Source organism: Comamonas sp. 4034 (assembly GCF_050434545.1).
GTDB lineage: Bacteria > Pseudomonadota > Gammaproteobacteria > Burkholderiales > Burkholderiaceae_C > Comamonas > Comamonas odontotermitis.
Genome location: NZ_JBNDIT010000021.1, coordinates 14,136 through 38,906 on the forward strand (window position 1 = coordinate 14,136; position 24,771 = coordinate 38,906).

Annotated in this window: 22 protein-coding genes; 12 read left to right on the top strand and 10 right to left on the bottom strand. The window is 62.9% G+C overall.

Features of this window, described 5'->3' with window-relative positions; translation table 11 throughout:
- The first annotated feature begins 24 nt into the window (after positions 1–24).
- The gene (plsY, locus tag ABIE32_RS18505; RefSeq protein WP_224152215.1) at positions 25–657 is read left to right on the top strand and encodes a glycerol-3-phosphate 1-O-acyltransferase PlsY; all 633 of its coding nucleotides are present in this window, start codon (positions 25–27) and stop codon (positions 655–657) included.
- A 3-nt stretch (positions 658–660) separates the two neighbouring features.
- On the opposite strand, the gene ABIE32_RS18510 is transcribed toward plsY, so the two are convergent.
- A complete protein-coding gene (locus ABIE32_RS18510; protein WP_224152216.1) occupies positions 661–1,308 on the bottom strand; it encodes a Crp/Fnr family transcriptional regulator in 648 nt (215 codons plus the stop codon).
- A 155-nt stretch (positions 1,309–1,463) separates the two neighbouring features.
- Between ABIE32_RS18510 and ABIE32_RS18515 the strand changes: the two genes are divergently transcribed.
- The 4 genes from ABIE32_RS18515 to ABIE32_RS18530 are packed head-to-tail and all read left to right on the top strand — an operon-like array spanning position 1,464 to position 7,446.
- Positions 1,464–3,785, top strand: a complete 2,322-nt coding sequence (locus ABIE32_RS18515) for a TonB-dependent receptor (RefSeq protein WP_429018240.1) — start codon at positions 1,464–1,466, stop codon at positions 3,783–3,785.
- Between the two features lie 3 nt (positions 3,786–3,788).
- A complete protein-coding gene (locus tag ABIE32_RS18520; RefSeq protein WP_429018241.1) occupies positions 3,789–5,114 on the top strand; it encodes an MFS transporter in 1,326 nt (441 codons plus the stop codon).
- Positions 5,111–6,247 (top strand): siderophore-interacting protein, encoded by a 1,137-nt coding sequence (locus ABIE32_RS18525; protein WP_429018242.1) that lies wholly within the window; start codon positions 5,111–5,113, stop codon positions 6,245–6,247. Before ABIE32_RS18520 ends, ABIE32_RS18525 begins: the two co-directional genes overlap by 4 nt.
- Positions 6,247–7,446, top strand: a complete 1,200-nt coding sequence (locus ABIE32_RS18530) for an MFS transporter (RefSeq protein ID WP_429018244.1) — start codon at positions 6,247–6,249, stop codon at positions 7,444–7,446. Before ABIE32_RS18525 ends, ABIE32_RS18530 begins: the two co-directional genes overlap by 1 nt.
- Positions 7,447–7,522: 76 nt before the next feature.
- Here the strand turns inward: ABIE32_RS18530 and ABIE32_RS18535 are convergent, their stop codons facing one another.
- Both ABIE32_RS18535 and ABIE32_RS18540 read right to left on the bottom strand, forming a co-directional pair.
- Entirely contained in the window at positions 7,523–8,224 is a 702-nt protein-coding gene (locus ABIE32_RS18535) for a retropepsin-like aspartic protease family protein (protein WP_429018246.1), read from the bottom strand.
- Between the two features lie 125 nt (positions 8,225–8,349).
- Positions 8,350–8,835, bottom strand: coding sequence for a YajQ family cyclic di-GMP-binding protein (locus ABIE32_RS18540; protein WP_224152222.1), 486 nt, complete (start codon positions 8,833–8,835; stop codon positions 8,350–8,352).
- Between the two features lie 66 nt (positions 8,836–8,901).
- On the opposite strand from ABIE32_RS18540, the gene murB reads away from it, so the two are divergent.
- The 4 genes from murB to ABIE32_RS18560 all read left to right on the top strand — a co-directional run bounded on the left by murB (position 8,902) and on the right by ABIE32_RS18560 (position 14,560).
- The gene (gene murB / locus ABIE32_RS18545; protein ID WP_429018248.1) at positions 8,902–10,002 is read left to right on the top strand and encodes a UDP-N-acetylmuramate dehydrogenase; all 1,101 of its coding nucleotides are present in this window, start codon (positions 8,902–8,904) and stop codon (positions 10,000–10,002) included.
- Between the two features lie 20 nt (positions 10,003–10,022).
- Positions 10,023–10,316, top strand: coding sequence for a hypothetical protein (locus tag ABIE32_RS18550; protein WP_429018250.1), 294 nt, complete (start codon positions 10,023–10,025; stop codon positions 10,314–10,316).
- 167 nt (positions 10,317–10,483) lie between these two features.
- Complete coding sequence (locus ABIE32_RS18555) at positions 10,484–12,025, top strand: acetolactate synthase large subunit (RefSeq protein ID WP_429018251.1); 1,542 nt, start codon at positions 10,484–10,486, stop codon at positions 12,023–12,025.
- A gap of 642 nt (positions 12,026–12,667) precedes the next feature.
- The gene (locus ABIE32_RS18560; protein ID WP_429018253.1) at positions 12,668–14,560 is read left to right on the top strand and encodes a trypsin-like peptidase domain-containing protein; all 1,893 of its coding nucleotides are present in this window, start codon (positions 12,668–12,670) and stop codon (positions 14,558–14,560) included.
- A 64-nt stretch (positions 14,561–14,624) separates the two neighbouring features.
- On the opposite strand, the gene ABIE32_RS18565 is transcribed toward ABIE32_RS18560, so the two are convergent.
- Entirely contained in the window at positions 14,625–15,548 is a 924-nt protein-coding gene (locus ABIE32_RS18565; protein WP_224152227.1) for a DMT family transporter, read from the bottom strand.
- Between the two features lie 72 nt (positions 15,549–15,620).
- Positions 15,621–16,511 (bottom strand): LysR family transcriptional regulator, encoded by an 891-nt coding sequence (locus ABIE32_RS18570; protein WP_429018254.1) that lies wholly within the window; start codon positions 16,509–16,511, stop codon positions 15,621–15,623.
- An 84-nt stretch (positions 16,512–16,595) separates the two neighbouring features.
- On the opposite strand from ABIE32_RS18570, the gene ABIE32_RS18575 reads away from it, so the two are divergent.
- Positions 16,596–16,853, top strand: coding sequence for a hypothetical protein (locus tag ABIE32_RS18575; RefSeq protein WP_429018256.1), 258 nt, complete (start codon positions 16,596–16,598; stop codon positions 16,851–16,853).
- A gap of 94 nt (positions 16,854–16,947) precedes the next feature.
- Here ABIE32_RS18575 and ABIE32_RS18580 read toward each other — a convergent pair whose 3' ends face one another.
- Positions 16,948–18,174: a YbfB/YjiJ family MFS transporter gene (locus ABIE32_RS18580; RefSeq protein ID WP_429018258.1), complete on the bottom strand. Its 1,227-nt coding sequence runs from the start codon at positions 18,172–18,174 to the stop codon at positions 16,948–16,950.
- A gap of 85 nt (positions 18,175–18,259) precedes the next feature.
- Between ABIE32_RS18580 and ABIE32_RS18585 the strand changes: the two genes are divergently transcribed.
- Both ABIE32_RS18585 and ABIE32_RS18590 read left to right on the top strand, forming a co-directional pair.
- Positions 18,260–19,312: a GlxA family transcriptional regulator gene (locus ABIE32_RS18585; protein ID WP_429018259.1), complete on the top strand. Its 1,053-nt coding sequence runs from the start codon at positions 18,260–18,262 to the stop codon at positions 19,310–19,312.
- A 97-nt stretch (positions 19,313–19,409) separates the two neighbouring features.
- The gene (locus ABIE32_RS18590) at positions 19,410–21,068 is read left to right on the top strand and encodes a hypothetical protein (RefSeq protein ID WP_429018261.1); all 1,659 of its coding nucleotides are present in this window, start codon (positions 19,410–19,412) and stop codon (positions 21,066–21,068) included.
- 164 nt (positions 21,069–21,232) lie between these two features.
- Here ABIE32_RS18590 and ABIE32_RS18595 read toward each other — a convergent pair whose 3' ends face one another.
- From ABIE32_RS18595 to ABIE32_RS18610, 4 genes are all read right to left on the bottom strand, one after another.
- Positions 21,233–22,009: an ABC transporter ATP-binding protein gene (locus ABIE32_RS18595; protein ID WP_224152233.1), complete on the bottom strand. Its 777-nt coding sequence runs from the start codon at positions 22,007–22,009 to the stop codon at positions 21,233–21,235.
- Between the two features lie 38 nt (positions 22,010–22,047).
- Positions 22,048–22,761, bottom strand: coding sequence for an ABC transporter permease (locus ABIE32_RS18600; RefSeq protein WP_224152234.1), 714 nt, complete (start codon positions 22,759–22,761; stop codon positions 22,048–22,050).
- Positions 22,758–23,444 carry an ABC transporter permease gene (locus ABIE32_RS18605; protein WP_224152235.1) on the bottom strand — a complete coding sequence of 229 codons (687 nt, stop codon included), beginning with the start codon at positions 23,442–23,444 and terminating at the stop codon, positions 22,758–22,760. Before ABIE32_RS18605 ends, ABIE32_RS18600 begins: the two co-directional genes overlap by 4 nt.
- A gap of 297 nt (positions 23,445–23,741) precedes the next feature.
- The gene (locus ABIE32_RS18610) at positions 23,742–24,503 is read right to left on the bottom strand and encodes a transporter substrate-binding domain-containing protein (protein ID WP_224152236.1); all 762 of its coding nucleotides are present in this window, start codon (positions 24,501–24,503) and stop codon (positions 23,742–23,744) included.
- Positions 24,504–24,771: the final 268 nt, after the last annotated feature.

Here is a 24,771-nt window from a genome sequence, read left to right on the forward strand (position 1 = left end):
GGCGCGCGGGCAAGGGGAAGCGTTTTGAGCATTGTCTATTCCATCCTGGTGGCCGTTGCGGCCTATTTTGTAGGCTCGCTGTCGTTTGCCGTCATCGTCAGCCGCGTGATGGGGCTGAACGACCCGCGCACCTATGGCAGCAAGAACCCCGGGGCCACCAATGTGCTGCGCTCAGGCAGCAAGGCGGCCGCCATCGTGACCCTGCTGCTCGACGCTGCCAAGGGTTGGTTGCCGGTGGCCCTGGTTGCATGCTTTGGCAAACCCTATGGGCTGGAAGAGGGCGCGATGGCGCTGGCGGGCCTGGGAGCCTTTCTGGGGCACCTCTGGCCGGTTTTCTTCAAGTTCGAAGGCGGCAAGGGCGTGGCCACGGCGTTGGGTGTGCTTGTAGGCTTCAGCGGGTGGCTGGGTCTGCTGGTTCTGGCCTGCTGGGTGGTAGTGGCTGCCGTCTGGCGCTATTCGTCGTTGTCCTCGCTGGTCGCGGCGGTGATGGCGCCGGTGCTGTACATCCTCTTGGGTGGTGATCTGTGGGAATTCAACAAATGGATTTTGCTGGCCATCCTGGCGATGTCGGCCCTGCTGGTGTACCGCCACAAGCTCAATATCCAGCGCCTGCTCGAAGGCAAGGAATCGAAACTGGGTCAGAAAAAAAGCAAGTAGTGCTCAGGCGCTGTAGCGGCGCAGACCATCGATGTCCTTGAGGCGCACGCTGCGGTAGCCTACTTCCAGAAATTGCTGTTTTTCCAGCGTCAGCAGGGCTTCGTTCAGGCGGGCGCGGGAAACCTGGCAGAAATCGGCCAGTTCGCTCTGCGTGATGTTGAGCAGGCCCGCATCCGGAAACGGAAAGTTCATCGGTGTGATGAGGGAGCCCAGGCACTGGGCCACGCGGCTGGTGACTCCGGTGCATTGCTGGGCTGTCAGAAGGCGCATGAGCTGGTGCGTGCGCTCGGCCGCCAGTTCCAGCAAAAACTGGCTGAACGCCGCAGATGTCTGGCGCAAGGCATGGAAGGCATCTGTGGGGAGGGTGATCATCGTCAGGTCATGCAGGGCGATGGCATCGCAATCCATGACTGCTCCCTGGCGCAGCAGGTAGGTCTCGCCAAACCAGCTGCCCGCATAGCCACACAGCGTGATCGAGCGGCCGCTCTCGGTGGACACGCATATCTTGGCTGCCCCGCGCGACACGCCGATCCAGCCCTGGGGCGCATCGCCGGTGTGCCACAAATGCTGGCCCGCACGCACATGGCGCACCCGCAGATGGGGGTGAACCAGCTCGGCAGCCTGTTCCGGGCTCAGTGTATGGGCCCACATGCAATGGCTCCAATGGGCCAGCACCTGCTCCTTTTTGAGAAAAGCCGTCTTTGAATGCATCTGTATTGAGAATTGTTCTCAAAAGAAAAGAGTTTGCATTCTCTTCGATATACGCTTCACCTTTGTAGTTGTGAGCGAATAAGAAGGTGACTTTCATGGGCGATCAGGGGCAGAAGAAAACAGGTCTGGATGCAGCAGTCTGGGCGGATAGGCATGCAGGGGGCATCAAGGCTTACCGTCTGACGCCTGTGGCGTTGGCCATGGCGCTGCTGGCGTGCCAGGCGCAAGCCCAGGTTCAAGGCAATCCGATGCCGCAGGACACCTCGGCATCGGTCTCCACCGGGCAGGACAATGCGCAGGCAGAGACCGAGCTGGCAGTCCAGCGCGTGGTGGCAAGCGCCGCACCCGGCATCCGCAGCGAACTGGCGCAAACCACGCAGATCATTGAAAGCGATGCGCTGCTGCAGCAGGTCAATGCCGGCAAAAGCCTGGGCGAGGCGCTGGGCCAACTGGTGCCTGGCGTTGACCTGGGCGGCCAATCGCGCAGCAACTTCGGGCAGAACCTGCGCGGCCGCACCATGCTGGTGATGCTCGATGGCGTGTCGCTCAACAGCTCGCGCGGCACGGCGCGGCAACTCGATTCGATCGACCCGTTCAACATCGAGCGCATCGAGGTGCTCTCGGGGGCCAGCGCGCTGTATGGTGGCGGTGCCACAGGCGGCATCGTGAACATCATCACCAAGAAGGGCAGCGCAGCCGGCATGCAACTGGGCAGCGAGGTCGGGGTGACCTCGGGCTTTCAGGGCTCGCGCGACCATCAGTACCGTCTGGCGCAATCGATTGCCGGAGGCAACGACCGGGTGCAGGCGCGGCTGGGCATTGCCCTGCAGAACAACGGCAGCTTTTACGACGGCAAGGGAGCGCCGGTACGCACCGATATCGCCCAGACGGACACGCAGAACACCAAGGGGGTGGATGTGCTGGGCAATATGCAGATCAAGATCAGCCCGCAGCAGACGCTGGGGCTGACGGGCCAGTACTACCGCAACCGGTTTGATGGATCGTCGTACCTGTACGGCGGCCCCAATCTGGCAGGCATCATGGGCGGAAAACCGGAGCTGCTCGAGCAGCGCGGCGGTTTCGTGAGCGATGTGATGCCCAAGACCGAGCGCGCCCTATTCAATGCCGACTACCACGCGGCACAGGTATTTGGCGGGCAGGATCTGTATGTGCAGGGCTTCTGGCGGCAGGAAAAGCTGGATTTCGCGCCATTTCCAAGCTCGGTGGTGACGGCATCGCGCCAGAATACCGACACCTGGGGGCTGAAGGCGGCCCTCTCCAAGACCTGGGGCGACATCAATCTGCGCTACGGCGTCGATTGGGACCGCGAGAGCTTTGATGGAGAAGGCGCCGTTTTCGACACGGCGCAGTCCCTTGCATCCGGGGGCATGGTCAACCGCCAGATCGGCACCGTGGGGCGCTATGCCGGCTACCGGGTGAACACGGCTGCTGCCTTTGCACAGGCGGAATGGAAGCTCGACCCGCAGTGGACGCTCAACGGTGGCCTGCGCTACCAGAAGACCGACCTCACGGTCGATGACTTCGTGGGTTACACCCAGCAGCTGTCCATGCTGCTGGGCCGGGGCACCAGTGCAGATGCCATCCCGGGCGGCAAGAACAGCTACAACGTCAGCCTGTTCAACCTGGGCGCGCGCTACAAGATCGATGCTGCGCGCAGCACCTGGCTGAACTATGCGGAAGGCTTCGAGCTGCCCGACCCTGCCAAGTACTACGGCCAGGGCAGCTATGTGGCCAAGGGTGCGCACTGGCAGCTGGTGTCTGCCATCGACCCGGAAAGCTCTCCGCTCAAGGGTATCAAGACGCGCCAGCTGGAGTGGGGCTTCAAACAGGCCAGCGGTGCGCTGCGGGCACAGACGGCGCTGTTCTATGCATGGTCGGACCAGACGCTGCAGCTCAACAACAGCAACAACAACGTGACCATCAATGTGGCCGATGAAAAACGCCGCAACTACGGATGGGAAGGCACCATCGATTACACCGTCGCCCGTGGCTGGGATGTGGGTGGCAATGCATTGTGGATCCGTTCGGAGACGCGGCAAAACGGCAACTGGGCCAAGCAGAGCATCATGACGGCAAGCCCGTCCAAGCTGTCTGCCTATGTGCAGTGGAGCCCCAACCCCGTGACGCTGCGCCTGCAGGCAACGCATATGTTTGCGCTCAAGGACGCAAGCGCGCTCAAGATCGACGGCTTCACCACGGTTGATCTGATGGGCGGCGTCAAGCTGCCGGTAGGGCGCCTGAACTTCGGCATTCAGAACCTGCTGGACAAGCAATACCTGACCACCTGGTCGCAGCGCGCCATGGCCCTGTACGGCACGGGCGCGGTCTCGCCGCAGGCTTTTGCCTTCTATGGGCGCGGCCGCACCTTTGCCCTCAACTATGCCGTGGAGTACTGATGCATGGCTGCGGTGACGCAAGGGGCTGACGTGGGCGCAACGCACACGGCGCCCACAGTGCCCGCGAAGCGGCCATGGCACTTCTGGGCAGTGCTGGTGGCGCTGTATGTGGCGCAGGGCGTGCCCTCGTACCTGATGATCATGACCGTGCCTGCAGCCCTGCGTGCGGCGGGCATGCCCTTGCAGCAGGTCGGCATGCTGTCGATTCTGATGCTGCCGCTGGTGCTCAAGTTCATCTGGGCGCCCTGGGTGGACCGGTTGCGCCCCCTGCGCTGGGGGCACCGCCGGGGCTGGATCGTCTGCACCCAGCTGGCCACCGTGGCCAGCGTTGCGGCACTGGCCTGGGCGGGGCCGCAGGCGCCCATCGGGCTGATAGTCGGCATCGGCATGTGCATGGCGCTCAGCATTGCCACGCAAGACATCGCCACCGATGGCTATGCCACGCAGCAGTTGCGCAGCGATGAGCTGGGGCGTGGCAACGCGATCCAGGCAGCATCGGTGGCGGGTGGCGTGCTGGTGGGTGGGAGCCTTGCCATGTTTCTGGTGGAGCATTGGGGCTGGTATCCCACCATGGGCCTGATGGCACTGCTGTGCCTGCTTCCGCTGCTGGCCCTGCCGTGGATGAAGGAGACCGGGCAAGATGCCGATGGGCTCGCCAGCGGCGAGGGTGAGCAGCCACACCGGGCCAGCATTCGCCGGTTCTTTGCCCGGCCGGGGGTATGGACCGTGCTCGGGCTGGCCGTGGTATACCGGCTGAGCGAGGGCATGCTGCGCTCGATGGAGAGCAGCTACCTGCTGCACAGCGGGTTGAGCCTGAGCCAGGTAGGGCTGATTGCCGGCAGCGGCGCAGCCATTGCCGGGCTGGCAGGCAGCTATCTGGCCGCGCGCTGGCTGCAGCGCAGCAGTCGTACGCAGGTGCTGCTGGGCCTGAGTACCTTGCGTGTGCTGGCATTTGTGTTGTTTTTGCTGCATTCGCTGCAGTGGTTGGGCGGGGCGGTACCACTCGCGGTGCTGGCGGTCGGCCTGAGCGTGCAGCGCTATATGGAAATGGTGGCGCTGTATGCACTGTTCATGTCCACCGCAAGCCGCAGGCAGCCGGGTACCGACTTTTCAATCCTGGTCTGCGCAGAACTGACCAGCTACATGCTCAGTTCCATGGCGGGCGGCTTTATCGCCAAACAGTTTCAATTTACCGGCCTCTTTGCCACTGCCAGCGTGATTGCCGTGGGTTGCTGGTTGGCTACCTACTGGCTGCTGCAGCGTCAGACGGCACAAACCGAAGATGTGCAGGCAGAAGCACCGATGGCGGTGGGGAGAGCGGACACATGAGTGCAACAGAGATAGATACCGAGATTGAGTCGCAGGCGCTTGCGGCGCGCATCACCCTGCCGCGCGCTGCAGCCTATGTGCAATGGCTGGTGCGCCACTGGCGCGACGAGGGGGTGGATGTGGAGGAGCCTGTGCCGGGCCAGGTGCGGTTGTCGCTCACCGATGTCGGTGTGGTGGAGCTGAACGTGGTGGCCACGCGGCAGCTCGACTGCAGGCTGGCGCCTGCCACCGCACGCATGGGCGAGCTGATGCAGCTGTCACTGACCGAACATCTGGCCGAGTTTGCCGACGAAATGGCGTGGCCCGATGGCAGCTGGGATGTGGCGTGGAGTGGGCAGGCCCCGCGCAGCCCCGGGCAGCTGCAGGTGTTGCAGGTAGGCAGCAACCGGGCGTTGACCCCGCTGATGCGCCGCCTGCGCCTGCAAGGCGATGGCGTGCGCGCTTTTGCCGACGGCCTGCATGTGCGCATGCTGCTGCCCACACCCGGCCAGACGCCTGCCTGGCCCGAGGTGCAGCAGGATGGCCGCCTGCAGTGGCCCATGGGAAAACCGCGCATGCCGCGCCGTACCTATACGATCCGTGCTATCCATTTGGAAGAGCAGTGGATGGATGTGGATGTGCTGCTGCACCCGGATGCGAAACCAGGCGTACAAGTTGATGGGCCAACAGTGGCGGGCGCATCGCCCGGCGCAGGCTGGGCTTTGCAGGCCGCACCGGGCAGCACTGTCGGCGTGCTGAGCCCTGCAGGCGGCCTGGCGCCGCGCGCTGCGCGGCGTGTGCTGGTGGCCGATGCCTGTGCGCTGCCGGCTGCGGCGCGGTTGGTGCAGGCCGCACCCGATACGCCGCCTTCAGGCCTGCTGCTGTGGGTGGCGAATCCGCAGGAGTGCGCTGCCTGGGATGTGGAGACTGCATCAGGCGTCGATCCCACCTGGATATGCAGTGGCGCGCCTGGCGCCTCACCGGCAGAGATTGACCAGGTGCTGCGCTGGCTGGCGTTGCAGGATTGGAGCGGCGCAGATACAGTCCTGTGGGTAGCTGGCGGCCTGCCGTTGACGCAGGCGGTGCGCAGTTGGGTGGCGGGCCAGTCGCATCTGGCGCGCGTGCGGTGCATGATCCATACCTATTGGCGTTGATGAATACAGAGATTTCTGCGGCAACCACGGGGCCGCGAGCCATTCCCAAAAGCGTATGGGCCCTGGGCTTCGTGTCGATGTTCATGGACATTTCCTCCGAAATCGTCCATGCGCTGCTGCCGGTGTACATGGCCACCGTGCTGGGCGCCACGGCGCTGCAGGTCGGGCTGATCGAGGGCATTGCCGAGGCGACAGCATCCATTACCAAGGTGTTCTCAGGCGCCATCAGCGACCGTTTTGGCAAGCGCAAGCTGCTGGCGGGCATCGGCTATGGCCTGGGGGCGCTTACCAAACCGGTGTTTCCGCTGGCAACCGGGCTGGAATGGCTGGTGGGCGCGCGTTTTATCGACCGCATCGGCAAGGGCATACGGGGCGCGCCACGCGATGCGCTGGTGGCCGATGTCACGCCCGCCGAGCTGCGGGGCGCCGCCTACGGCCTGCGCCAGACGCTCGATACGATTGGTGCCTTTACCGGCCCGTTGCTGGCCATGCTGCTGATGTGGTGGACGGCCAACAACTACCAGTTGGTCTTCTGGCTGGCGGTGCTGCCAGCATTCATTGCAGTCGCCATTTTGGTGATCTTTGTCAAGGAGCCCGCGCATGCGTCGCCCGTCCAGGCGCGGCGCATGCCGCTCAGCCGGGCCCAGATGCAGCGCCTGGGCCGCAGCTACTGGTGGGTGGTTGCCATTGGGGTGGTGATGACGCTGGCGCGGTTCAGCGAGGCTTTTCTGGTGTTGCGTGCGGTCGATGCGGGCTTGCCAGCCATGCTGGCGCCGCTGGTACTGGTGGTCATGGGTGTGGCCTATTCGCTCTCGGCCTATCCGGCAGGCGTGCTGTCTGACCGCCTGCCGCGCCACCAGGTGCTGGCAGCGGGCATGGTGCTGCTCGTGCTGGCCGATCTGGCGCTCGCGCTGCTGCCCGGGCTGTGGGGGCTGGCGCTGGGTGCGGCGCTTTGGGGGCTGCACATGGGGTGCACGCAGGGCTTGCTCAATGCCATGGTGGCCGACACCGTGCCCGCAGACCTGCGCGGCACCGCCTTTGGGGTGTTTCACCTGCTGGCAGGCGTGGCGCTTCTGCTCGCCAGCGTGATTGCCGGGGCCCTGTGGGACCGCCTGGGCCATGAAGGCACCTTTATCGCCGGGGCGGTGTTTGCGACGGTGGCGATGCTGGGGTTTGTCGCCAGGCGGCAAAGGGCCTGAGAAACCTGCCCTAGGAGCCTGTTCAAAGTACACGGCCATCGCCTGCGCGCGCTGCAGAAGCGCCAAATGCGCAGTTTTATTTCGCCCGGTCCAGCGTCAGCTGCGGGCCGATGCGCGTCATGTGAAAACTGTTGAGAAAGCTGTTGCCCAGCAGCACATAAGGCATCTCACCCGCGCCAATCACGGCGTCCACGTTGCGCAGCTCCACATCGGAGATGCGCACGCTGGCCAGTTGAACGTACCAGCCTTGCGCCACGCCATTGGCCGTGCCCATGCGTACCGCGCGGCCCTTGGTGTAGTCGATGCCCAGCTTGCGCGCCTCGCTCATGCCCATGCTCACGGTCGTCGCTCCGGTATCCACGAGAAAGCGCGTGCTTTTGCCATTGATCATGCCGGGCGTCAGAAAGTGGCCCTGCGGGTTGGCCATCAGCACAATGCGGCCTGTGTTGCTGGAGGGCAGCGTGCTACCCGTCACGCTGACGGGTGATTCGCCCAGGCGCAGGGTGAGGGGCTGGCCGCCAATGCGCACCTGGGCTTCGCCATCCTTCACGCTGACGACCTGCACCTTTTGGTAGCTGCTGCCAGCTTCCACCGCCTTGGGGGCGCCGCCATCCACCACGAGCAGGGCCTTGTTGCCCAGAATGCCGGTCAGTGCAACGGATTTGGGGGCTTCATCCGCCTCCTGCGCACTGGCGGCACCGCCCGCGCAGGCCAGCGCCAACAGTGCCTGGCAAAAGGCGGCACGGGTGGCTCGGGCAAAGCGGTGCGGAGGGCTCATGATGAAATAGCTGCTGGCGCTTATCTATAGAGCGCTTGTTGCTATGAAATATATAGTGAAAATATCAAGAAAAAGGCAGGCACCTATGCCAGCTGCCTGCCTTTGCCTTGGCCAAAGGCTGTGGCTCAGTCACGGAAGTTGTTGAAGGACAGCGGCACGTCGGTCACTTCCTTCTTCAACAATGCCATGGCCGCCTGCAGATCGTCACGTTTGGCGCCGGTCACACGCACGGCGTCGCCCTGGATGGCAGCCTGCACCTTCATCTTGCTTTCCTTGATGGCTTTCTGGATTTTCTTGGCCAGTTCCTGCTCGATGCCGTTGCGCACCTTGATGACCTGCTTGACCTTGTCGCCGCCCACCTTCTGGACATTACCCTTGTCGAGGAAGCGCACGTCCACATTGCGCTTGGTCAATTTGTTGCGCAGGATGTCTTCAACCTGCACGAGCTGGAAGTCGGCGTCGCCGAACAGGGTGATTTCCTTGTCCTTGAGCTCGATGGCAGCCGATGTGCCCTTGAAGTCAAAACGGGTGCCGATTTCCTTGGCCGAATTCTCGACAGCGTTCTTCACCTCGACGAAGTCGGCTTCGCAAACCGTGTCAAACGATGGCATACATACTCTCCTTGCAGATCAGGCAAGCTTGCCTGCGTGGGTCGCTACAAGTGCGACAATCTACCGATGTTAGTCGAGAAAAATGCCCCGCTGCAGCAATACAACACCTTTGGCATCATGGCCCGCGCCATGAATCTGGTGCGCGTGCAGTCCGAACAGGATATCCGTGAGTTTCTGGCTGGCCCACCCCTGGGCGCGAGCCGCCAGGTGGTGGTGCTGGGGGGGGGGAGCAACATCGTCATCACCGGCGATGTGGAGCCGACCGTATTCAAGATGGAGATCATGGGCAAGCGCCTGGTTGCCGAGACGGACAGGCACTACATCATCGAGGTCGGGGCGGGCGAGGTCTGGCACGACGTGGTGGCCTGGAGCCTGGAGCAGGGCTACCCCGGGCTGGAGAATCTAGCGCTGATCCCGGGCACCGCAGGTGCGGCGCCCGTGCAGAACATTGGTGCCTACGGCATCGAGCTGCAGGACCGCTTCGATTCGCTGGACGCCGTGGACCTTACCAATGGCGAGAGCTTCAGCCTGAACGCCGCCCAATGTGCTTTCGGCTACCGTGACTCGGTTTTCAAGCACGCACCAGCTGAAACGATGCCCCTGACCATGATTGCTCGTGCCACCGGCTCCACGGCACCGCGCGGCATGGGCCTTGCGGGCAGGGCGGTGATCACCCGCGTGCGCCTGCGCCTCGCCAAGGACTGGAAGCCTGAGTTGAGCTACCTGGACCTGACACGCAAACAGGCGGAAAAAGGTGTTGAGAACCCCACGGCGCAGGATATTTTCAGCTGGGTGGTCGAGATCCGCCGCGCCAAGCTGCCCGATCCGGCAACCATCGGCAATGCAGGCAGCTTTTTCAAGAATCCGCAGGTGAGCAGCGAGGTGTGCGAAGACATCATTGCGCGCGAACCCAAAATCGTGCATTACCCGATGCTGGATGGCAGCGTCAAGCTCGCCGCTGGCTGGATGATCGATGCCTGTGGCTGGCGCGGCAAGAGCATCGGCAAGGCGGGCGTGTACGACCGGCAGGCGCTGGTGCTGGTCAACCTGGGGCAGGGCGACAACAGCGTGACGGGAGGCGAGGTGGTCACCCTGGCGCAGGCCATCCAGGCCAGCGTGTATGAGCGCTTTGGCATCCGGCTGGAGCCGGAACCCATCGTCTGGTAAGGCCTGCCCGGGAGCACGACATGACCCGCAATGAATTCCTCATGGTATTTGCGTGGTTGTATGTGCTGCCGTTTGTCGTTGCTTGTCTGGCCTTGTTGGCATATGGCAGGTATGCCTGCAGGCAATTGACCTGGAAGCGTTATGCGCAGGCTGCAGGGCTCATGGCCTTGCTGGCCGTCCCCGTAGGCACGGGCATGGTACTGGCTGTGCCGTATTGGCTGCTGGTGAGAGACTGGCCTGTCATGTGGGCGCCGTGGATGTTCATGACGCTGGGTTGCGTGCTGCCGTTCGCCTGCAGGTGGCTGATGCGGTGACGGCAGGTATTCCGAGGCAATCAGATGAAACAGACCCCTGGCGCTTAAGGGTAGGGCGCTGGTAGCTACTGTATTCATAGCAATCCATGGCATCCGCGTGACTGCCGTGATCCGTATCCTCCGCAACAATGGAGGCACAGCGATCACAGAGACGGAGCGGCTTTTCCATGAACGGCGCAAAAAGTTTGGTCAAGACCTTGTTGGCCGCAGGTATCGACACCTGTTTTGCCAACCCGGGGACGAGCGAGATGCATTTTGTGGCGGCGCTGGACCAGGTGCCCGGCATGCAATGCGTGTTGGGCCTGCAGGAGAACATCGTCACCGGCATGGCGGATGGCTACTACCGCATGGCGCGCAAACCCGCCTGCACTCTGCTGCATTGCGGGCCCGGTCTTGCCAACGGGCTGGCCAACCTCCACAACGCGCGTCGCGCGCGCAGCGGAATCGTCAATATCGTGGGCGACCAGGCCACCTACCACCGACCGCTCGATGCACCATTGACTGCCGACACCGAGGCGTTGGCGCGTACGGTGTCGGCCTGGGTGCATACGGCTGGCACGCCCGCAGATGTGGGACGCGATGCCGCGCTGGCCGTGCGCGCGGCCCGCACGTTTCCTGGCCAGATTGCCAGCCTCATCCTTCCGGCCGATACCAGTTGGGGCGAGGGCGGCGAAGTTGCTGGCGCACTGCCCGAGCCGCAGCCCGCACCGCTCGATCCCCATGCCGTGGAAGGTGTTGCCCGGGCCTTGCGCAGCGGTCAACATGCATTGCTGCTGCTGGCCGGAGATGCCGCCTTTGAAGAAGGTCAGCAGCAGGCCTGGCGCGTGGCCAGTGCCACGCGCGCGGCCCTCATGCTCGACTACGTCTGCGCCCACGTACAGCGTGGAAGAGGGCGTTTGCAGATCGAACGCGTGCCTTACGGCATGGAAGCGGCCATCCAGGCGCTGGCGCGGTTCGAGCACATCATTCTGGTGGGCGCCAAGCCGCCGGTGGGCTTTTTTGCCTACCCGGGCCTGCCATCCACCCAGTACCCGGCCACGGCGCAATTGCACACCCTGGCCCGGCCGGAGCAAAGCGCCACCGAGGCATTGCGCGCTCTGGCCGATGCGCTGGGCGCGCCTGCGGTGGCGATTCCCGATCCCGGCCCGCGCCCCGAGGCAGCCCGTGGCGCCCCCACGCCCGAAGGCCTGGCCCAGACTGTGGCGGCGCTGATGCCCGAGGGCACCATTGTGTCGGACGAATCCATCTCGTATGGCCGGGGCTTTTATCCGCATACCTTTGCTGCACCTGCGCACGACTGGCTGCACCTGGGCGGCGGTGCCATTGGTGACGGCATGCCGGTGGCCACTGGCGCTGCGCTGGGGGCACGCAAAGAGCGGCGAGTCATCAACCTGCAGGCAGACGGCTCGGCCATGTACAGCCTGCAGGCGCTGTGGACGCAGGCGCGCGAAGGCCTGCCGGTCACCACCATCCTCCTCAACAACAGCAAGTACAACATCCTGATTGGTGAGTACAGGAACGTGGGCGCCACCCCAGGGCCCACGGCCATGGGCATGCTGGATCTGGGTAACCCGGGCATCAATTGGGTGGCGCTTGCCAATGGCATGGGTGTGGAGGCCGCCCGCGCCACCACCATGGAGGCCTGCAGCGACCTGCTGCGTGCCAGCTTTGGCAAGTCTGGTCCCTTCCTGATCGAACTGATGGTGTAGATGGTGTAGGCCTGGTTCGATCCGGTCCGATAGCCATTGCGCGGCTGCGAACGCCGCTTTGGCGCCAAGGGCGCGAGCGCGGAAAGGCAGGAGGCCGCAGGATGCTGCCGCTCTGTGGCATTGCCGCGCTCGCCTTTTTGGGGGGCGTGCAGTCCGATGGCGCGGCTGCCCCGAGCGCATCTTGTGCAAGGCCTCCAGGAAAGCCCTTTTCCCCCCGGCATTGCGGCCACACCCTCTAGCTGCCGTAGCAGCATGCCCATGGGTAAGGCGGGCGATGCCTGCCTTCATTTTTGCGCATGTTTTTCGCTATGGCTGCGAGATCAAGCCATTCAACAGGCAATCGTCTATGGCGAAGAGACTCCGTGACAGCGGAGGGAGACACACCGTGCCCTGTCAATCAATAAGCAAAAATTGTATGTTTTGTGAGTAAATGCTTATCTTCTATACCTTGTTGAGCAATGAATAATTATTCATTCATGCAGATTCATCAATGAAGAAGATTCAATTTTTTTCAAAATTAACAAAATCTATTTTATTGAAATATTCATAAACTAAGGTCAATTAGCCGACATACGTAATTACTTTTATAAAAACTATCAGTACCATTGAGTGATTCAATTTTTCCTTATTGGAGATCGCCCGATGGTTCGCTCTTCCCGTGCTTGCACGCAGGCCTTTTTTGCCGCATTGGCGGCCCTCATGCTGTGTATTGGCACGGGTGCTGCACAGGCGCAAAGCGTGCAGGCGCGTGTGCAGCCTGCGGATATGGCCAAGCAGGCCACTGTGCAAAGGCACCAAGCCTTGGCCCCGGTGCCTGCAGTGGTCGATCTGGGTGCCTGGGCGGCTCCCAAGACAGCAGCGGCGCGCAGCGATGTGGTACAGATCGGTGCCCGCCGAGCAGTCACTCTGACTGGGACGACCCAGGCCACTGGCGCCTTGCTCCAGTGGCAGGCGTCGGGAGAAGGGGGCCTCGTGGCGGCTGTGAGCTTTGTCTCCGATGATGCGTTCGGTCTGCGCGCAGGCCTGCAGATCGGCTCTTTGCCAGGCAATGCCACTGTCCGTGTCTATGCCCCTGATGACCGTGACGGGGCATTCGAAATATCCGGCCGAGGCATTGCACAGATACTGCAGAACAACAACCAGGCGGGAGAGGTGCCAGCGGCGGCAAACACCTGGTGGACGCCTGCGGTGGATGGCAACGAGCTGACGGTGGAAATCCAGCTGCCTGCTGGCGCAGCGGCCAGCGACGTGAAAGTGTCCATCCCAAGCCTCGTGCACATCTATGAAAACATCTTCGCCCTGATCAACGACGGCACGCAATTCCAGGCCAAGCTCAACAACGCCGCCAGTTGCACGCTGGACTCCACCTGCTACGACGCCTATGCCCGCCAGCGCGATGCCGTGGCCCGCATGCTCTATGTGAATGCCGACGGCGCTTTCCTGTGCACCGGCACGTTGCTCAATGACCGCACAGGCAGCGGCACGCCATACTTCATGACGGCCAACCATTGCATCAGCTCACAGGCCGCCGCGTCGAGCTTGCAGACCTTCTGGTTCTACCGCACGCCCAGTTGCAACAGCCGCCTGTTGTCTTCGGCCAGCAAAACCCTCAAGGGCGGGGCCAAGCTGCTGTATACATCGGCTACCCCCGATGCCACCTTGCTGGTATTGAACGACACCCCACCTGCCGGTGCCGTGTTCGCAGGATGGGATGCCAATGCCGTGGCCAAGGGCGCTGCCGTGGTGGGCGTGCACCACCCACGTGGCGACCTGCAGAAAATCAGTTTCGGCAATGTGGTGGGCAGCACCGATTGCAAGCCGGGCAAGGGCGTCTTCACCTGTTACGCCAGCGATGCCATGGGCGAGAACTACTACCGCGTGCAGTGGAGCCAGGGCATGACTGAAGGCGGCAGCAGCGGCTCGGCCCTGTTTGTCAACGGCGTGCTCACCGGCATGCTCTCCAATGGCTCGGCTTCGTGCACCAATGTCGGCGGCTTCAACAACTATGCGCGCTTTGACCGGGTGTTCCCCGCCATCCAGCAATGGCTCTTTGCCGAAGTGGCCGCGTTTGCCGCCGACAGCCATGGCCGCAGCGCCGTCTTCCGCTTCTACAACGCCGAGACCGGCGCTCACTTCTATACAGCCAGTGTGGAGCAGCGCGACGCAGTGATCGCCGTATTCCCGGCCTTCCAGTATGAAGGTGTGGCCTTTTATGCGTATAGCCAACAGGCGGGCGCAGGCCTCGTACCGGTCTACCGCTTCTACAACCAGCAGAACGCATCACACGTCTACACCGTGAGCACCTCCGAGCGCGACGCCATGCGGGCCAACCCCGCCGTGTTCAGCGACGAGGGCGTGGCCTGGTGGGCGCAAGCGGGCGAAAGCTCCGCAACCCAGGCGGTGTTTCGCTTCCTGAACCAGCAGACGGGTCGTTATTTCTACACTGCCAGTGCCCAGGAGCGCGATCAGGTCATCGCAACCTACCCCCAGTTCCAGTACCAGGGTGTGGCTTACAGCGTGTGGGTTGGGCAGTAAACAAGCCCAGTGTTGCGGCCTCTTGTCGAGAGACATTGACAGCTTCGGGCCTGGCACAAACAGGCTATCGCCGCCCGGCAATCCACCCATACCCGCTCACCAGCATCACCCCGGCAAGCGCAATCAATGCTCCGATCACAAAGCCGGGTTCGATGGGTTCGTGCAGGAGCCAGGCGCCGAGGATGACGCCAAAGATCGGGGTTAGAAAGGTGAGCACGCCCAGTTGTGATGCCAGGTAGGTGCGCAGCAGCCAGAACCAGGTCAGCAGGCTGGCAAAGGCCATGGGCAAGGCGTTGAAGGCCATGCTGGCCCAGAAGGCGGGTGTGGGGTTGATGCGGCCCTGCCCACTGCCGATTGCAACGGCAACCAGCACCACGCAGCCCACCACCAACTGGTAGAGCAAGGTCTGCGCCGCAGGCAAGGCAGACAGCCGCGTGGTGCGGATGGCGACCGTGGTGGCGCCCCATGCCATGCCCGCCAGCAGAGCGAGCAGATCGCCCCAGAGCATGGTGCCCACGCTGCCGCCCTGGCTTGCGCCAGTTGCACCGTTGCGCCACAGAAAGGCGACCGCAATGCCGGCAAAGGCGAGCGCGATGCCGAGCCACTGCAGCGGTGCCAGCCTTTCCTGGGGCAGCTTGATGTGCAGGCCCAGCGCGGCCCAGATAGGGGCGGTGTAGAGCAGTACCACCATGTGGGCCGCCGATGTGTGGCGCAGGCCTTCGCCCACCAGCACAAATTCCAGCGCAAACAGCGCGCCGACCCACAGGCCCGGGCGCCAGCTTCCATCGCCCCATTGGATGTGCTCGCCACGCCAGCGCATCCACAGCCACACCAGAATGGCGGCAATGCCCGAGCGCAGGCCGATCTGCATCATCGGGGCCGCATCGTGCGCGGTGGCCTTGAGTACGATCTGCTGGCCGCTCCAGATGAGGCACAGCACGAGCATCAGGCCGATGGCGCGGGTATCGAGGGCTTGGCGGGTGTCCATGGGGCGGGGGCTTGTTTGGGCGGAGCAGGCATTGTCGGCGCAGGTCGGCGCCGGAGCTGTCGCTACCGTTTTCTACAACTGGCCAAATTCGGCCAGTACGGCCCGAACGGCGTCCACAGCCGGGTTGGGTGTGCTCAACTGCCGGTGCGCCACGGCCATCGGACGGATCAGCGGCGGGTACAGGTGGCGGATCTGCACTTCCGGGGCATGCCGCTGGTCTTCCACCTCTTCCAGCGGCAAGAGGGCTGCACTCTGGCAGGCTGCGGCGAGGCTCTTGAGGGCGCCGGGATAGCTGAGCGCCAGAAAAGGGCGAGGCCGGTAGCCCGCCTGCCCAAACCATGAGGCAATCAGGCCATGCATCTGCGTAGGGGCCGAAAACGATGCCCAGCGCCGCTCTGACAGCCATTGCGCCGTGACCTGCTCGGGGGCATCCCACGCGGCGGGCAGCAGGGCCACCATGGGGTCGGCGCGCCAGGGCGTGAGCACGATTTCGGCCATTGCAGGCTGCGGGCTGGCGACGATGGCAATGTCAAGCGAGCCCAATTGCAGGCGCTGCATCGATTGTGCAGAGCCGACGGCTTCCAGCCGTACCTCGACGCCCGGGTTCCGTTCGCTCAGGGCCTGCAGCACCAGCGGCAGCAGCCGGGTGCTCACCCCGGCAGACACGCCCACCCGCACCAGGCCTTCCCGCCCGCTGGCACGGCGCTGTACCAGTTCGACCAAGTCTTCGCTCGCGGCCAGCAGCTTGCGGGCTCCATCGACCAGGGCGTGGCCTGCCGGGGTCAGCGCTGCCTGCCGTCGCCCGCGCACAACCAGCGTGGCTTCCAGCCGGGCCTCCAACTCCTTGATGTGCAGGCTGACGGTGGGCGGCGCCAGATGCAAGGCCTGCGAGGCCGCCGCGAACGTGCCCAGATCGGCGATGGCCACGAGGGTTTGCAGTTGGTCAAGGTTGAGGTTGCGCATGGGAGTGACATCAGAATTTATGAATTGACTGGTCAGTTAATTCAACTTTACATATGTTAGTCCAGGCCCGAGCATCGGGCAACCATGAACCATTCTTCTCTTCTTTCAGACAAGGACGCCGGGCCGGGCCGGTGCGATGGCAATGCGCCTGACGAGGCCGACCCGCAAAGTGATTTGCGGACTGATCCGCGGGGCGATTCGGTGGGTGACGTGCAGGACGAGGTGCGTTGTGGCTTGCCGCCGCGCGTTGGCACCGGATGGCTGCATAGGCTGGCCCGGGCATTGGAGCGCGCCGAGCAGCGCATCACTGAGAACTTTCGTGTGCCGCCCGGGGGCGGCTGAGCCAGGGTGAGTGAAATTTCATGCCAAAAATGGCAGCAGGCGCTTTGCTGTCAAGCGCCAGATGCTATGGAAAGTATAGAAAATTCAGCCTCGCTCAACCACCTGCCGCGCGGGTCAGGGGCTTTTGCCGCCAGGCCAGCACGGCGCCGAGCAGCAAGAATGCGGCCGATACCAGCAAGCCGCGCTGCAGGCCGCCCGCTCCATCGGCCACCCAGCCAACCACGGATGGCCCCACGATCTGGCCCAGCGCAAAAATGGTGGTGAAGGCACTGATGCCAGCGGGCCACGCCGCTTGCGGCAGGTTGTGGCGCACCAGTGCGGTGGTCGATGCCACGACTGAGAGGAACACCGCGCCAAACACCATGCCGGACAAAAAGACCACGGGCGTCGCACTGGTGAGTGCCGGCAGCACCGTCACCACGGCGAGCACCAGGCACAGAATGGCCAGTGATTCGCCGCCCTTGAAGCGGTCCAGCATGCGTGCCCAGATGCGTGAACTGGCCAGCACCGCCAGGCCCAGCGCGGTGTAGAAACCTGTGATCTGAGGCCCGGACATGCCTTGCTGGCGTAGCAGCGCGACGATGAATGTCATGTAGCCGATGTAGCCAGCGCCAAACATGAAGTAGCCAGAGAGTCCAAAGCCGAAATCCCGCAGCGCAAAGCCCTGGCCGGTTCCTGGAGCCGCGGTTGGCAGGCCATCGGCAACGCGGCGCGCGGGCACGGCCATCACGGTTGCGGCCAGCATGCATGCGAGGCCCAGGCTGATCCAGGGCCACTGCCAGCTGTGCGGTGCAGCGTGGTTGGCGGCGGCTTGCAGCGCTGCCGGTACCAGCAGCGCCGACAGCGAGATGCCGATTCCGGTGCCGCCGTAGTACAGGCCAATCAGAAAGCCCGCGCGCTTTGGAAACAGCGAACCCAGCCGCGCCGCAAGCACCCCGCCCGCAATGAACACCCAGGCGCTGGCCGCACCTGCCAGCACGCGCTGCAGCATCAATGCTGTTGTGCCCGTGGCCCAGCCAGACACCAGCATGAATATGGCCGCCAGCAGCGACCCGGCCATCAGCACCCGCCATGCGCCAATGCGCCGCATCAGGAGCGGCGTCATCAGCGCCCCCGCAAAATAGCCCACGGCGTTGCCGGTGTTCATGGCGCCCGCCAGAAAGTACGACCAGCCCAGGTCTTCACGCATGGGTGGCAGCAGCAGGCCGTACGAGAACCGCGATATGCCCAGCGCAATCGCGGCGCCCAGCGACAGGGCGAGTGCGATGGCAATGGGATGACGCAGGGAGCCGCCCGGGGTGGAAGTGGCAATGGAGGTCATGGTTGGTGATGCCGCAGACGTTTTCATTTCCGGGATGCTACTGATTTGTCTAAAATGATCAATAAGAATCTAAATTAGACGAGTAATGGCCCATTTCATCATCCTAGTGGCAGATGGCACCTTGGCCGGTAGCGTAGGTGCCAGTTTGGACATTCTGGCCTTTGCCCGGCGCTGCGGTGCGCCGGCGGAGCGCGTGGCATGGCAGGTTGCCAGCGCCCGGCCGCAGGTCGCGCTTTCAGGCGGCATGGCCCTGGCGGCGACTCCTGTGGAGCATTTGAAGATGGCTCCCGATGCGGTGTTGGTGATTCCTGGCATCGGGCTCGATGCATCAGCACCGCACGGCACCGACGGTGGTTTGACCGGGGGCGCCACGATCAATGAGCGCTATGCCGAATCGCATTTGCTCTGGCGTATGCAGGCGTCGGATGCGCAGGCGTATGCCGGATTGGCTGCCGCCCATCACGCGGCAGGCGGTGTGGTTGCCGCGTCATGCTCGGGGGTGTTGCTGCTGGGTATGGCCGGGTTACTGGATGGAAGGCGCGCTACCACGCATTGGCGCTTGGGAGATTTTGTACGTCGCCACTTTGGCAAGGCCTTGTTCGATGAAAACCGGATGCTTGTCGAGGACCATCGTGTCATCAGCGCCGGTGCCGCCATGGCGCAGGTGGATCTGATGCTGCATCTGGTGCAGCAGGCGGTGGGCGGCGCCGCTGGCGAGGCCGTGGTGCAGCATGTCATGCGTTACCTGCTGGTGGACAGCCGCAGCTCGCAGGCGCGCTATCGCGTATGGGAGCATCTGCATGCCAGCGAAGACGACACTGCGATGCGCTTTGAGGCTCTGATCGAAGCGCGGCTGCCCCATGTCCCGACGATTGCCGATGCCGCCGAAACCTTGGGCATGACCAGCCGCACGCTCTCGCGCCGCATCGCAGCCAGCACGGGGGCTGCTCCGCTTCAACTGGTCAATACGGTGCGCATGCGCCATGCGCAGCGCTTGCTGGCGCAAGGCGATCTGTCCGTGGACGCCGTCGCCCGGCGCGTGGGGTATGCCAACGGCACGGCTTTGCGCAAGCTCACCCTGAAGATGGCGCAACAGCCGCCCGGTGTTCTGCGGCACGGAATGGAGAGCCCGCAATAGCGGTGCGTGACAGTTGTATCCCCGGCGGTGGCGAGCGCGGGAGAACGTGGCACCTATACTGTTCCCTGATTAAAACAACAGAGGAGACACAGTCACCATGGCAGCCCTTACTTCTACTTTGCGTTCCATCTTGCTGGTGTCTTGTGTGGCATTGCCGTGCGCGCCCACATGGGCGGCGCGCAACTTCACGCCGCAATCGGGAACCTGGGTTGTGAGCAGCGAAGTCGATGGCAAACCCGGACGGGGTCTGGCGATCGATGTGCAAGGCAATACCTTTTTCATGCAGGTGTTCGGGTACGAGAAAAACGGTGATGCCACGTTCCACATGGCAACCGGGCAGCTGGATGGCGACACCATTACCGCTCCGCTGATACGCTACACAGGTGGACGCAGCTTTGGCAGCGCGGCCCGGGATGCGGCGGCAGAGCAATCGGTGGGTGATGTGACCGTGAGCTTTCGCAATGGCCTCAAAGGGACCGTACAGTTTCCTGGCGAGCCTGCAGTGGCAATCGAGCGGTTTCTGATCGACAGCAACGAGGTCAGCTTGGTCAATCCGCTCGCGCAACTGGGTTATAGAACGTCGCGGGTGCTGGCCATGGATGAGGGCGGTGCGGTGGCGTATGACTGGGCCATCACGATGACGCGCCGAGAAGATGGTGTGGCAATGGCAAGGCTGTCGCAGGCTTACCCCATGAGCACCTACCTGAGCTACAAGCCTTTTCAGGATTTTGAATGCTATCGCATCCGATCATCGGCGCAGCTCGATTGCAAGGCCATCCCCACGAAGGTGGATGAGTGGCCCGACGTGAAAACACCGCAGGTCGATGCCCTGCGCCTTTGGTTTGCTGCAGAGGAGGTGCTGGGGTCTGCGCGTGTGGGGGGCGATCAGCCCGCCAACGTATCGCTGATGGGGCGGACGCGCGGCGCCTACTACTGGACCTCCGCCGGTTTGGGGGGGCCTAATGGACGCTATCGCCTGAGGGATTCGTTCGAGCAGAGCTTTCACGGAGCAAGCGCTCCGTTTGAGTCGTGCATGATCTCCTGCGAGATAACGATGGTCTACAGCACGCTCATGCCCTACAACGGCACCTGGATGGTGGAAGATGAGATCACCGGCAAGCCCGGGCGTGGTCTGGCACTGGATATTCAGGGCGAGACCGCCATTCTGCAGGTGTTCAACTACCGGGCAGATGGGCAGCCTACCTTCCATATGGGCAGTGCCGGATACGGCACCAGGGGAGCGGACTCTCGCGCTTCGCTGGCCGTCATTCCGTTACGTGAATACGCGGGCGGAAAAAGCTTGGGAGGCCCCACCCAGCCCGCACGGGTCAAGGCCGAAGCAGGAGATGCGCAGATTGAATTCAGCGCTGCGCCTCCTGCAACCGAAACCAGTTGGTGGGATGACGGCAAGATCAAGCTGCCAGGGGAGGCCCCGGTGCGCATCCGTCGCCTGCAAATGGATGCGCCAGCCAGCTTTGCCGAGCGAATGCTGGGTGAATGGTATCTGCCGTTCATTGGCAAGACGCTGAAACTGGTCAGGGTCGATGGTGATGCGGTGACGACCGCCAATGGCAAGGAGCGCTGCACACTGAGCCAGGGAAGCCAGGGAACGGATTTGAGCTGTGGACAGCCGCAAGGCAACGCCTGGGTGTGGTTTCAGCGTTTGAAAATACCCACCTCGTTCAGAGACGACGATTCCATGATCCGCTTGCGTGATCGTTTTGGAAATGCTGCGGGTCTGGGAAAGATGGAGTGATATCCGGAGGAACATCCACAAGAGCCGGTAGCCCCTATGGCCTTGGTATCCGGCGCCCGGGCACCCTGCAGCCAGGTATTTTCAGGGCCTGGTCGGCGAGCCTGCAACAGCTGCACACCGAGTGGCGTGCATGACAGGCGCACCACCACCGAGGCGCAGGGCTGTTATTTGAGGTTGCCCGACAGAAAGCGAGCCAGGCGCTCGCTCTTGGGGTTGGCCAGCACTTCGCGCGGGTTGCCTTGCTCTTCGATCACGCCCTTGTGCAGGAAGACGACGTGGTTCGACACCTCGCGGGCAAACCCCATTTCGTGCGTCACGACGAGCATGGTGCGGCCTTCCTGGGCCAGCACCTGCATCACGCGCAGTACTTCGCCGACCAGTTCGGGATCAAGCGCGGAGGTGGGCTCGTCAAACAGCATCACCTCAGGCTCCACCGCCAGGGCGCGGGCAATGGCCACGCGCTGCTGCTGGCCACCGCTCATGTGGCCGGGGTAGGTGTCTTCGCGGCCTTCGAGGCCGACGAGCTGCAGGTACTTGCGCGCGCGCGCCACGGCTTCGTCCTTGCTGAGCCCCAGCACATGGACGGGCACTTCAATGATGTTCTGCAGCACCGTCATGTGCGCCCACAGGTTGAAGTGCTGGAACACCATGGCCAGCTTGGTGCGCAGGCGCTGCAGCTGCTTGGCGTCCGCCGCGTCCAGGTCGCCGTTGCGGGCGGGCTGCAGTTTCAGCTCTTCACCCGCCACGATGATGCGGCCCTGCTGCGGGTGCTCGAGCAGGTTGATACAGCGCAGGAACGTGGATTTGCCGGAGCCGGAGCTGCCGATGATGCTGATCACGTCGCCGGGGCAGGCGTTGATCGAGACGCCCTTGAGCACGGCGTTGCTGCCATAGCTCTTGTGAATGTCCAGCGCCTGCAGTTTGTAGTTGGATGCGTTCATAACAATGCTCGAATTCTATTTTCTTCTGCAAGCCCGCCTCAGGCCTTGCGCGGGGCCAGATAGCCAAGGAAATGGCGCTCCGCAAGGCGGAAGAGACCAATCAGGATGAAGGTGATGCACAGGTACACCACGGCTGCGGCGATATAGGCCTCAAACGGCAGGTAATAGTCGGAGTACACGCGGCTGGCGGCGCCGGTCAGGTCGACCAGCGAAGGCACGGTCGATGCGAGGCTGGTTGAGTGCAGCATCATCACCACCTCGTTGCTGTAGGCGGGCAGGGTGCGGCGAATGGCGCTGGGCATGACGACTCGGCGCATCAACTGCCAGCGGCTCATGCCCATGGCGCGGGCGGCTTCCACTTCGCCCTTGCTGGTCTCGCGGATGGAGCCGGCCAGCATTTCCGCCGTGTAGGCGGCAGTGTTCAGTGTGAAGGCGAGGAACGCGCAGAAGAACGGCTCCTTGAAGTAGGTCCAGGGCCAGACTGCATCCCAGCGCGCCTGCACCCATTCAAGCTGCGAAAAACCGTAGTAGATGAGGTACACCTGAATGAGCAGTGGCGTGCCGCGCATGAAGTAGGTGAAGGCACCCACGGTCTTGCGCAGTATCCAGGAGCGGCTCACCAGGGCCAGTGCGCCCAGCAGCGCAAGGACAGCGCCGATCGCCAGGCTGGCAATCAGCAGCTTGAGTGTGGTGATGAGGCCCTCGCCGTACAGGGCCAGGGTGTCCGGCTGAAAGATGACTTCCCAATTCATAACTGCACCTTTTCCGTTCCGAGGCTGTAGCGCGCATTGAGGCGGCGCAGCGCCCACAAAGAGGCCGAGGTGTAGATCAGGTACAAAGCGGCGGTAAACAGGAAGAAGATGAACGGCTGGCGCGCGGCAGCGCTGGCCTGCTTGGCGAGATAGGTCATGTCCTGCAGGCCGATCAGGCTGACCAGTGCGGTCGCCTTGATGAGCACCAGCCAGTTGTTGGTGAAGCCGGGCAGGGCGTAGCGCACCATCTGCGGCAGGGTGATGCGGATGAAGGTCTTGAGCGGGCTCATGCCAAAAGCCCAGGCTGCTTCCATCTGGCCCTTGGGAATGGCCAGGATCGCACCCCGGAAGGTTTCAGTCATGTAGGCGCCGTAGATGAAGCCGATGGTCAGCGAACCGGCGATGAAGGGGTTCAGGTCGACGCTCTGGTCGCTGCCCATCTTCTCCAGCAAGGTGTTGAGGCCGATGGCGCCGCCGTAGAAGATCAGCAGCATCATCACCAGCTCGGGGATGCCGCGCACGATGGAGGTATAGAGCGTGGCCAGCCATACGAGGGGCCGCTTGCCCGAGAGCTTGGCACTAGCGCCCAGCAGCCCCAGGATGGTGGCGGTAAACACCGATGCCAGCGATACGGCCACTGTGAGCAGCGAGCCCATCAGGATCGATTGGAAATATTCACTCATAGTTTCTAGCCTTCAGCACGGGCGCAGCGCAAACGCGCTGGTGGGCCATGTGCCGGGTCGTCAAAGGGAAAGCGGCGCGTCCCAGTTTCGACCCGCTAACACCACCCTTGATACATCGTTGCTTCGCCTTGTCGTACGTTTGTACTGCCTGCGGCTCCGCGCCTCGTCTCAATCGCAAATCTGTGATTTGCTGGATGGCGTTAGCGGCTCTTAGTGGTCTGGGAAATCCGCGCCGCATGGTGTTACCCCTGACAGGAGCCGCCGCAGCGCGCTAAGTGCTGCAGGGCCTGGCGGTGATCAGTTGCCGTAGGGATCGAAGTCGAAGTACTTCTTGGCAATGGTGTTGTAGGTGCCATTGCTGCGGATGGTCTTGATCGCTTCGTTGATCTGCTTTTTCAGGTCGCCCTGGCCCTTGCGCAGTGCAATGCCGATGCCGTCGCCGTAGTACTTGGTCTCGTACTGGTCAGGGCCCTTGTAGCCATAGTCGGCACCTTCGGGCTTGCGCAGGAAGCCGCCATTGACCTCGACCTTGTCGGCCACGGTGCCATCGAGGCGGCCGGACTTGATGTCCAGATAGACCTGGTCCTGGGCTTCGTAAGGAATGATCGAGGCACCTGCGGGCTTGAGCTCGCCCATGGCCCACTTTTCTTGCGTGGAACCCTTGAGCACGCCAATCTTCAGGCCCTTGGTGGATGCGGGGCCGGTGTATTCAGCCGATTTCTTCAGCACCACGGCGCTGGGGGTCTTGTAGTAACGGTCGCTGAAATCAACGACACGGCGGCGCTCGTCGGTCATCGACATCGACGAAACGATCACGTCGTACTTCTTGGCCTGCAGGCCGGGGATCATGCTGTCCCACACCTGCTCCACAAACACGCACTTGCGCTTGATCTGTTCGCACACCGCCTTGGCGATGTCCACATCAAAGCCGGTCACTTCACCCTTGGGGGTCTTGTAGGTGAACGGTTCATAGGTTGGGTCTACCGCGACTTTCAGGTCGGCAGCAAAGGCGGGGGCTGCAACGGCGGCCACAGCCAGGGCGATCAAGGTCTTGCGCATGTGAATCCTCGGATCCTAAAGGTTGATAAGGTGGCTAGCATGCTAGCGGCACCAGCAGGCGCTTTGCAATCAGGAGCATGGGTTTAACGGCCGCTTGTGGCAGCGCGATGACAGCCCTTGCCTTTTTGCCTGCAAAGCGGCGAGAGTGTACGCATTATTGGCAGCCAAAATGGCCAAGTGGTACGAAAATCAACGCGAAAGCGTCGATTTTTACGCACCACAGGGGAAATTACCGATAGGTATTTGGTTATACCGTCAGATTGCCTGC

Bases quoted from the DNA above. Each gene is read 5' to 3' on its own strand.
- ABIE32_RS18530 (WP_429018244.1), top strand. From the start codon at position 6,247: ATGAATACAGAGATTTCTGCGGCAACCACGGGGCCGCGAGCCATTCCC.
- ABIE32_RS18590 (WP_429018261.1), top strand. From the start codon at position 19,410: ATGGCAGCCCTTACTTCTACTTTGCGTTCCATCTTGCTGGTGTCTTGT.
- ABIE32_RS18555 (WP_429018251.1), top strand. From the start codon at position 10,484: ATGAACGGCGCAAAAAGTTTGGTCAAGACCTTGTTGGCCGCAGGTATC.
- ABIE32_RS18585 (WP_429018259.1), top strand. From the start codon at position 18,260: ATGGCCCATTTCATCATCCTAGTGGCAGATGGCACCTTGGCCGGTAGC.
- ABIE32_RS18580 (WP_429018258.1), bottom strand. From the start codon at position 18,174: ATGACCTCCATTGCCACTTCCACCCCGGGCGGCTCCCTGCGTCATCCC.
- ABIE32_RS18595 (WP_224152233.1), bottom strand. From the start codon at position 22,009: ATGAACGCATCCAACTACAAACTGCAGGCGCTGGACATTCACAAGAGC.
- ABIE32_RS18520 (WP_429018241.1), top strand. From the start codon at position 3,789: ATGGCTGCGGTGACGCAAGGGGCTGACGTGGGCGCAACGCACACGGCG.
- ABIE32_RS18565 (WP_224152227.1), bottom strand. From the start codon at position 15,548: ATGGACACCCGCCAAGCCCTCGATACCCGCGCCATCGGCCTGATGCTC.
- ABIE32_RS18560 (WP_429018253.1), top strand. From the start codon at position 12,668: ATGGTTCGCTCTTCCCGTGCTTGCACGCAGGCCTTTTTTGCCGCATTG.
- ABIE32_RS18540 (WP_224152222.1), bottom strand. From the start codon at position 8,835: ATGCCATCGTTTGACACGGTTTGCGAAGCCGACTTCGTCGAGGTGAAG.
- ABIE32_RS18600 (WP_224152234.1), bottom strand. From the start codon at position 22,761: ATGAATTGGGAAGTCATCTTTCAGCCGGACACCCTGGCCCTGTACGGC.
- ABIE32_RS18610 (WP_224152236.1), bottom strand. From the start codon at position 24,503: ATGCGCAAGACCTTGATCGCCCTGGCTGTGGCCGCCGTTGCAGCCCCC.
- ABIE32_RS18535 (WP_429018246.1), bottom strand. From the start codon at position 8,224: ATGAGCCCTCCGCACCGCTTTGCCCGAGCCACCCGTGCCGCCTTTTGC.
- ABIE32_RS18605 (WP_224152235.1), bottom strand. From the start codon at position 23,444: ATGAGTGAATATTTCCAATCGATCCTGATGGGCTCGCTGCTCACAGTG.
- ABIE32_RS18510 (WP_224152216.1), bottom strand. From the start codon at position 1,308: ATGTGGGCCCATACACTGAGCCCGGAACAGGCTGCCGAGCTGGTTCAC.
- ABIE32_RS18575 (WP_429018256.1), top strand. From the start codon at position 16,596: ATGAACCATTCTTCTCTTCTTTCAGACAAGGACGCCGGGCCGGGCCGG.
- murB (WP_429018248.1), top strand. From the start codon at position 8,902: ATGTTAGTCGAGAAAAATGCCCCGCTGCAGCAATACAACACCTTTGGC.
- ABIE32_RS18525 (WP_429018242.1), top strand. From the start codon at position 5,111: ATGAGTGCAACAGAGATAGATACCGAGATTGAGTCGCAGGCGCTTGCG.
- ABIE32_RS18570 (WP_429018254.1), bottom strand. From the start codon at position 16,511: ATGCGCAACCTCAACCTTGACCAACTGCAAACCCTCGTGGCCATCGCC.
- ABIE32_RS18515 (WP_429018240.1), top strand. From the start codon at position 1,464: ATGGGCGATCAGGGGCAGAAGAAAACAGGTCTGGATGCAGCAGTCTGG.
- ABIE32_RS18550 (WP_429018250.1), top strand. From the start codon at position 10,023: ATGACCCGCAATGAATTCCTCATGGTATTTGCGTGGTTGTATGTGCTG.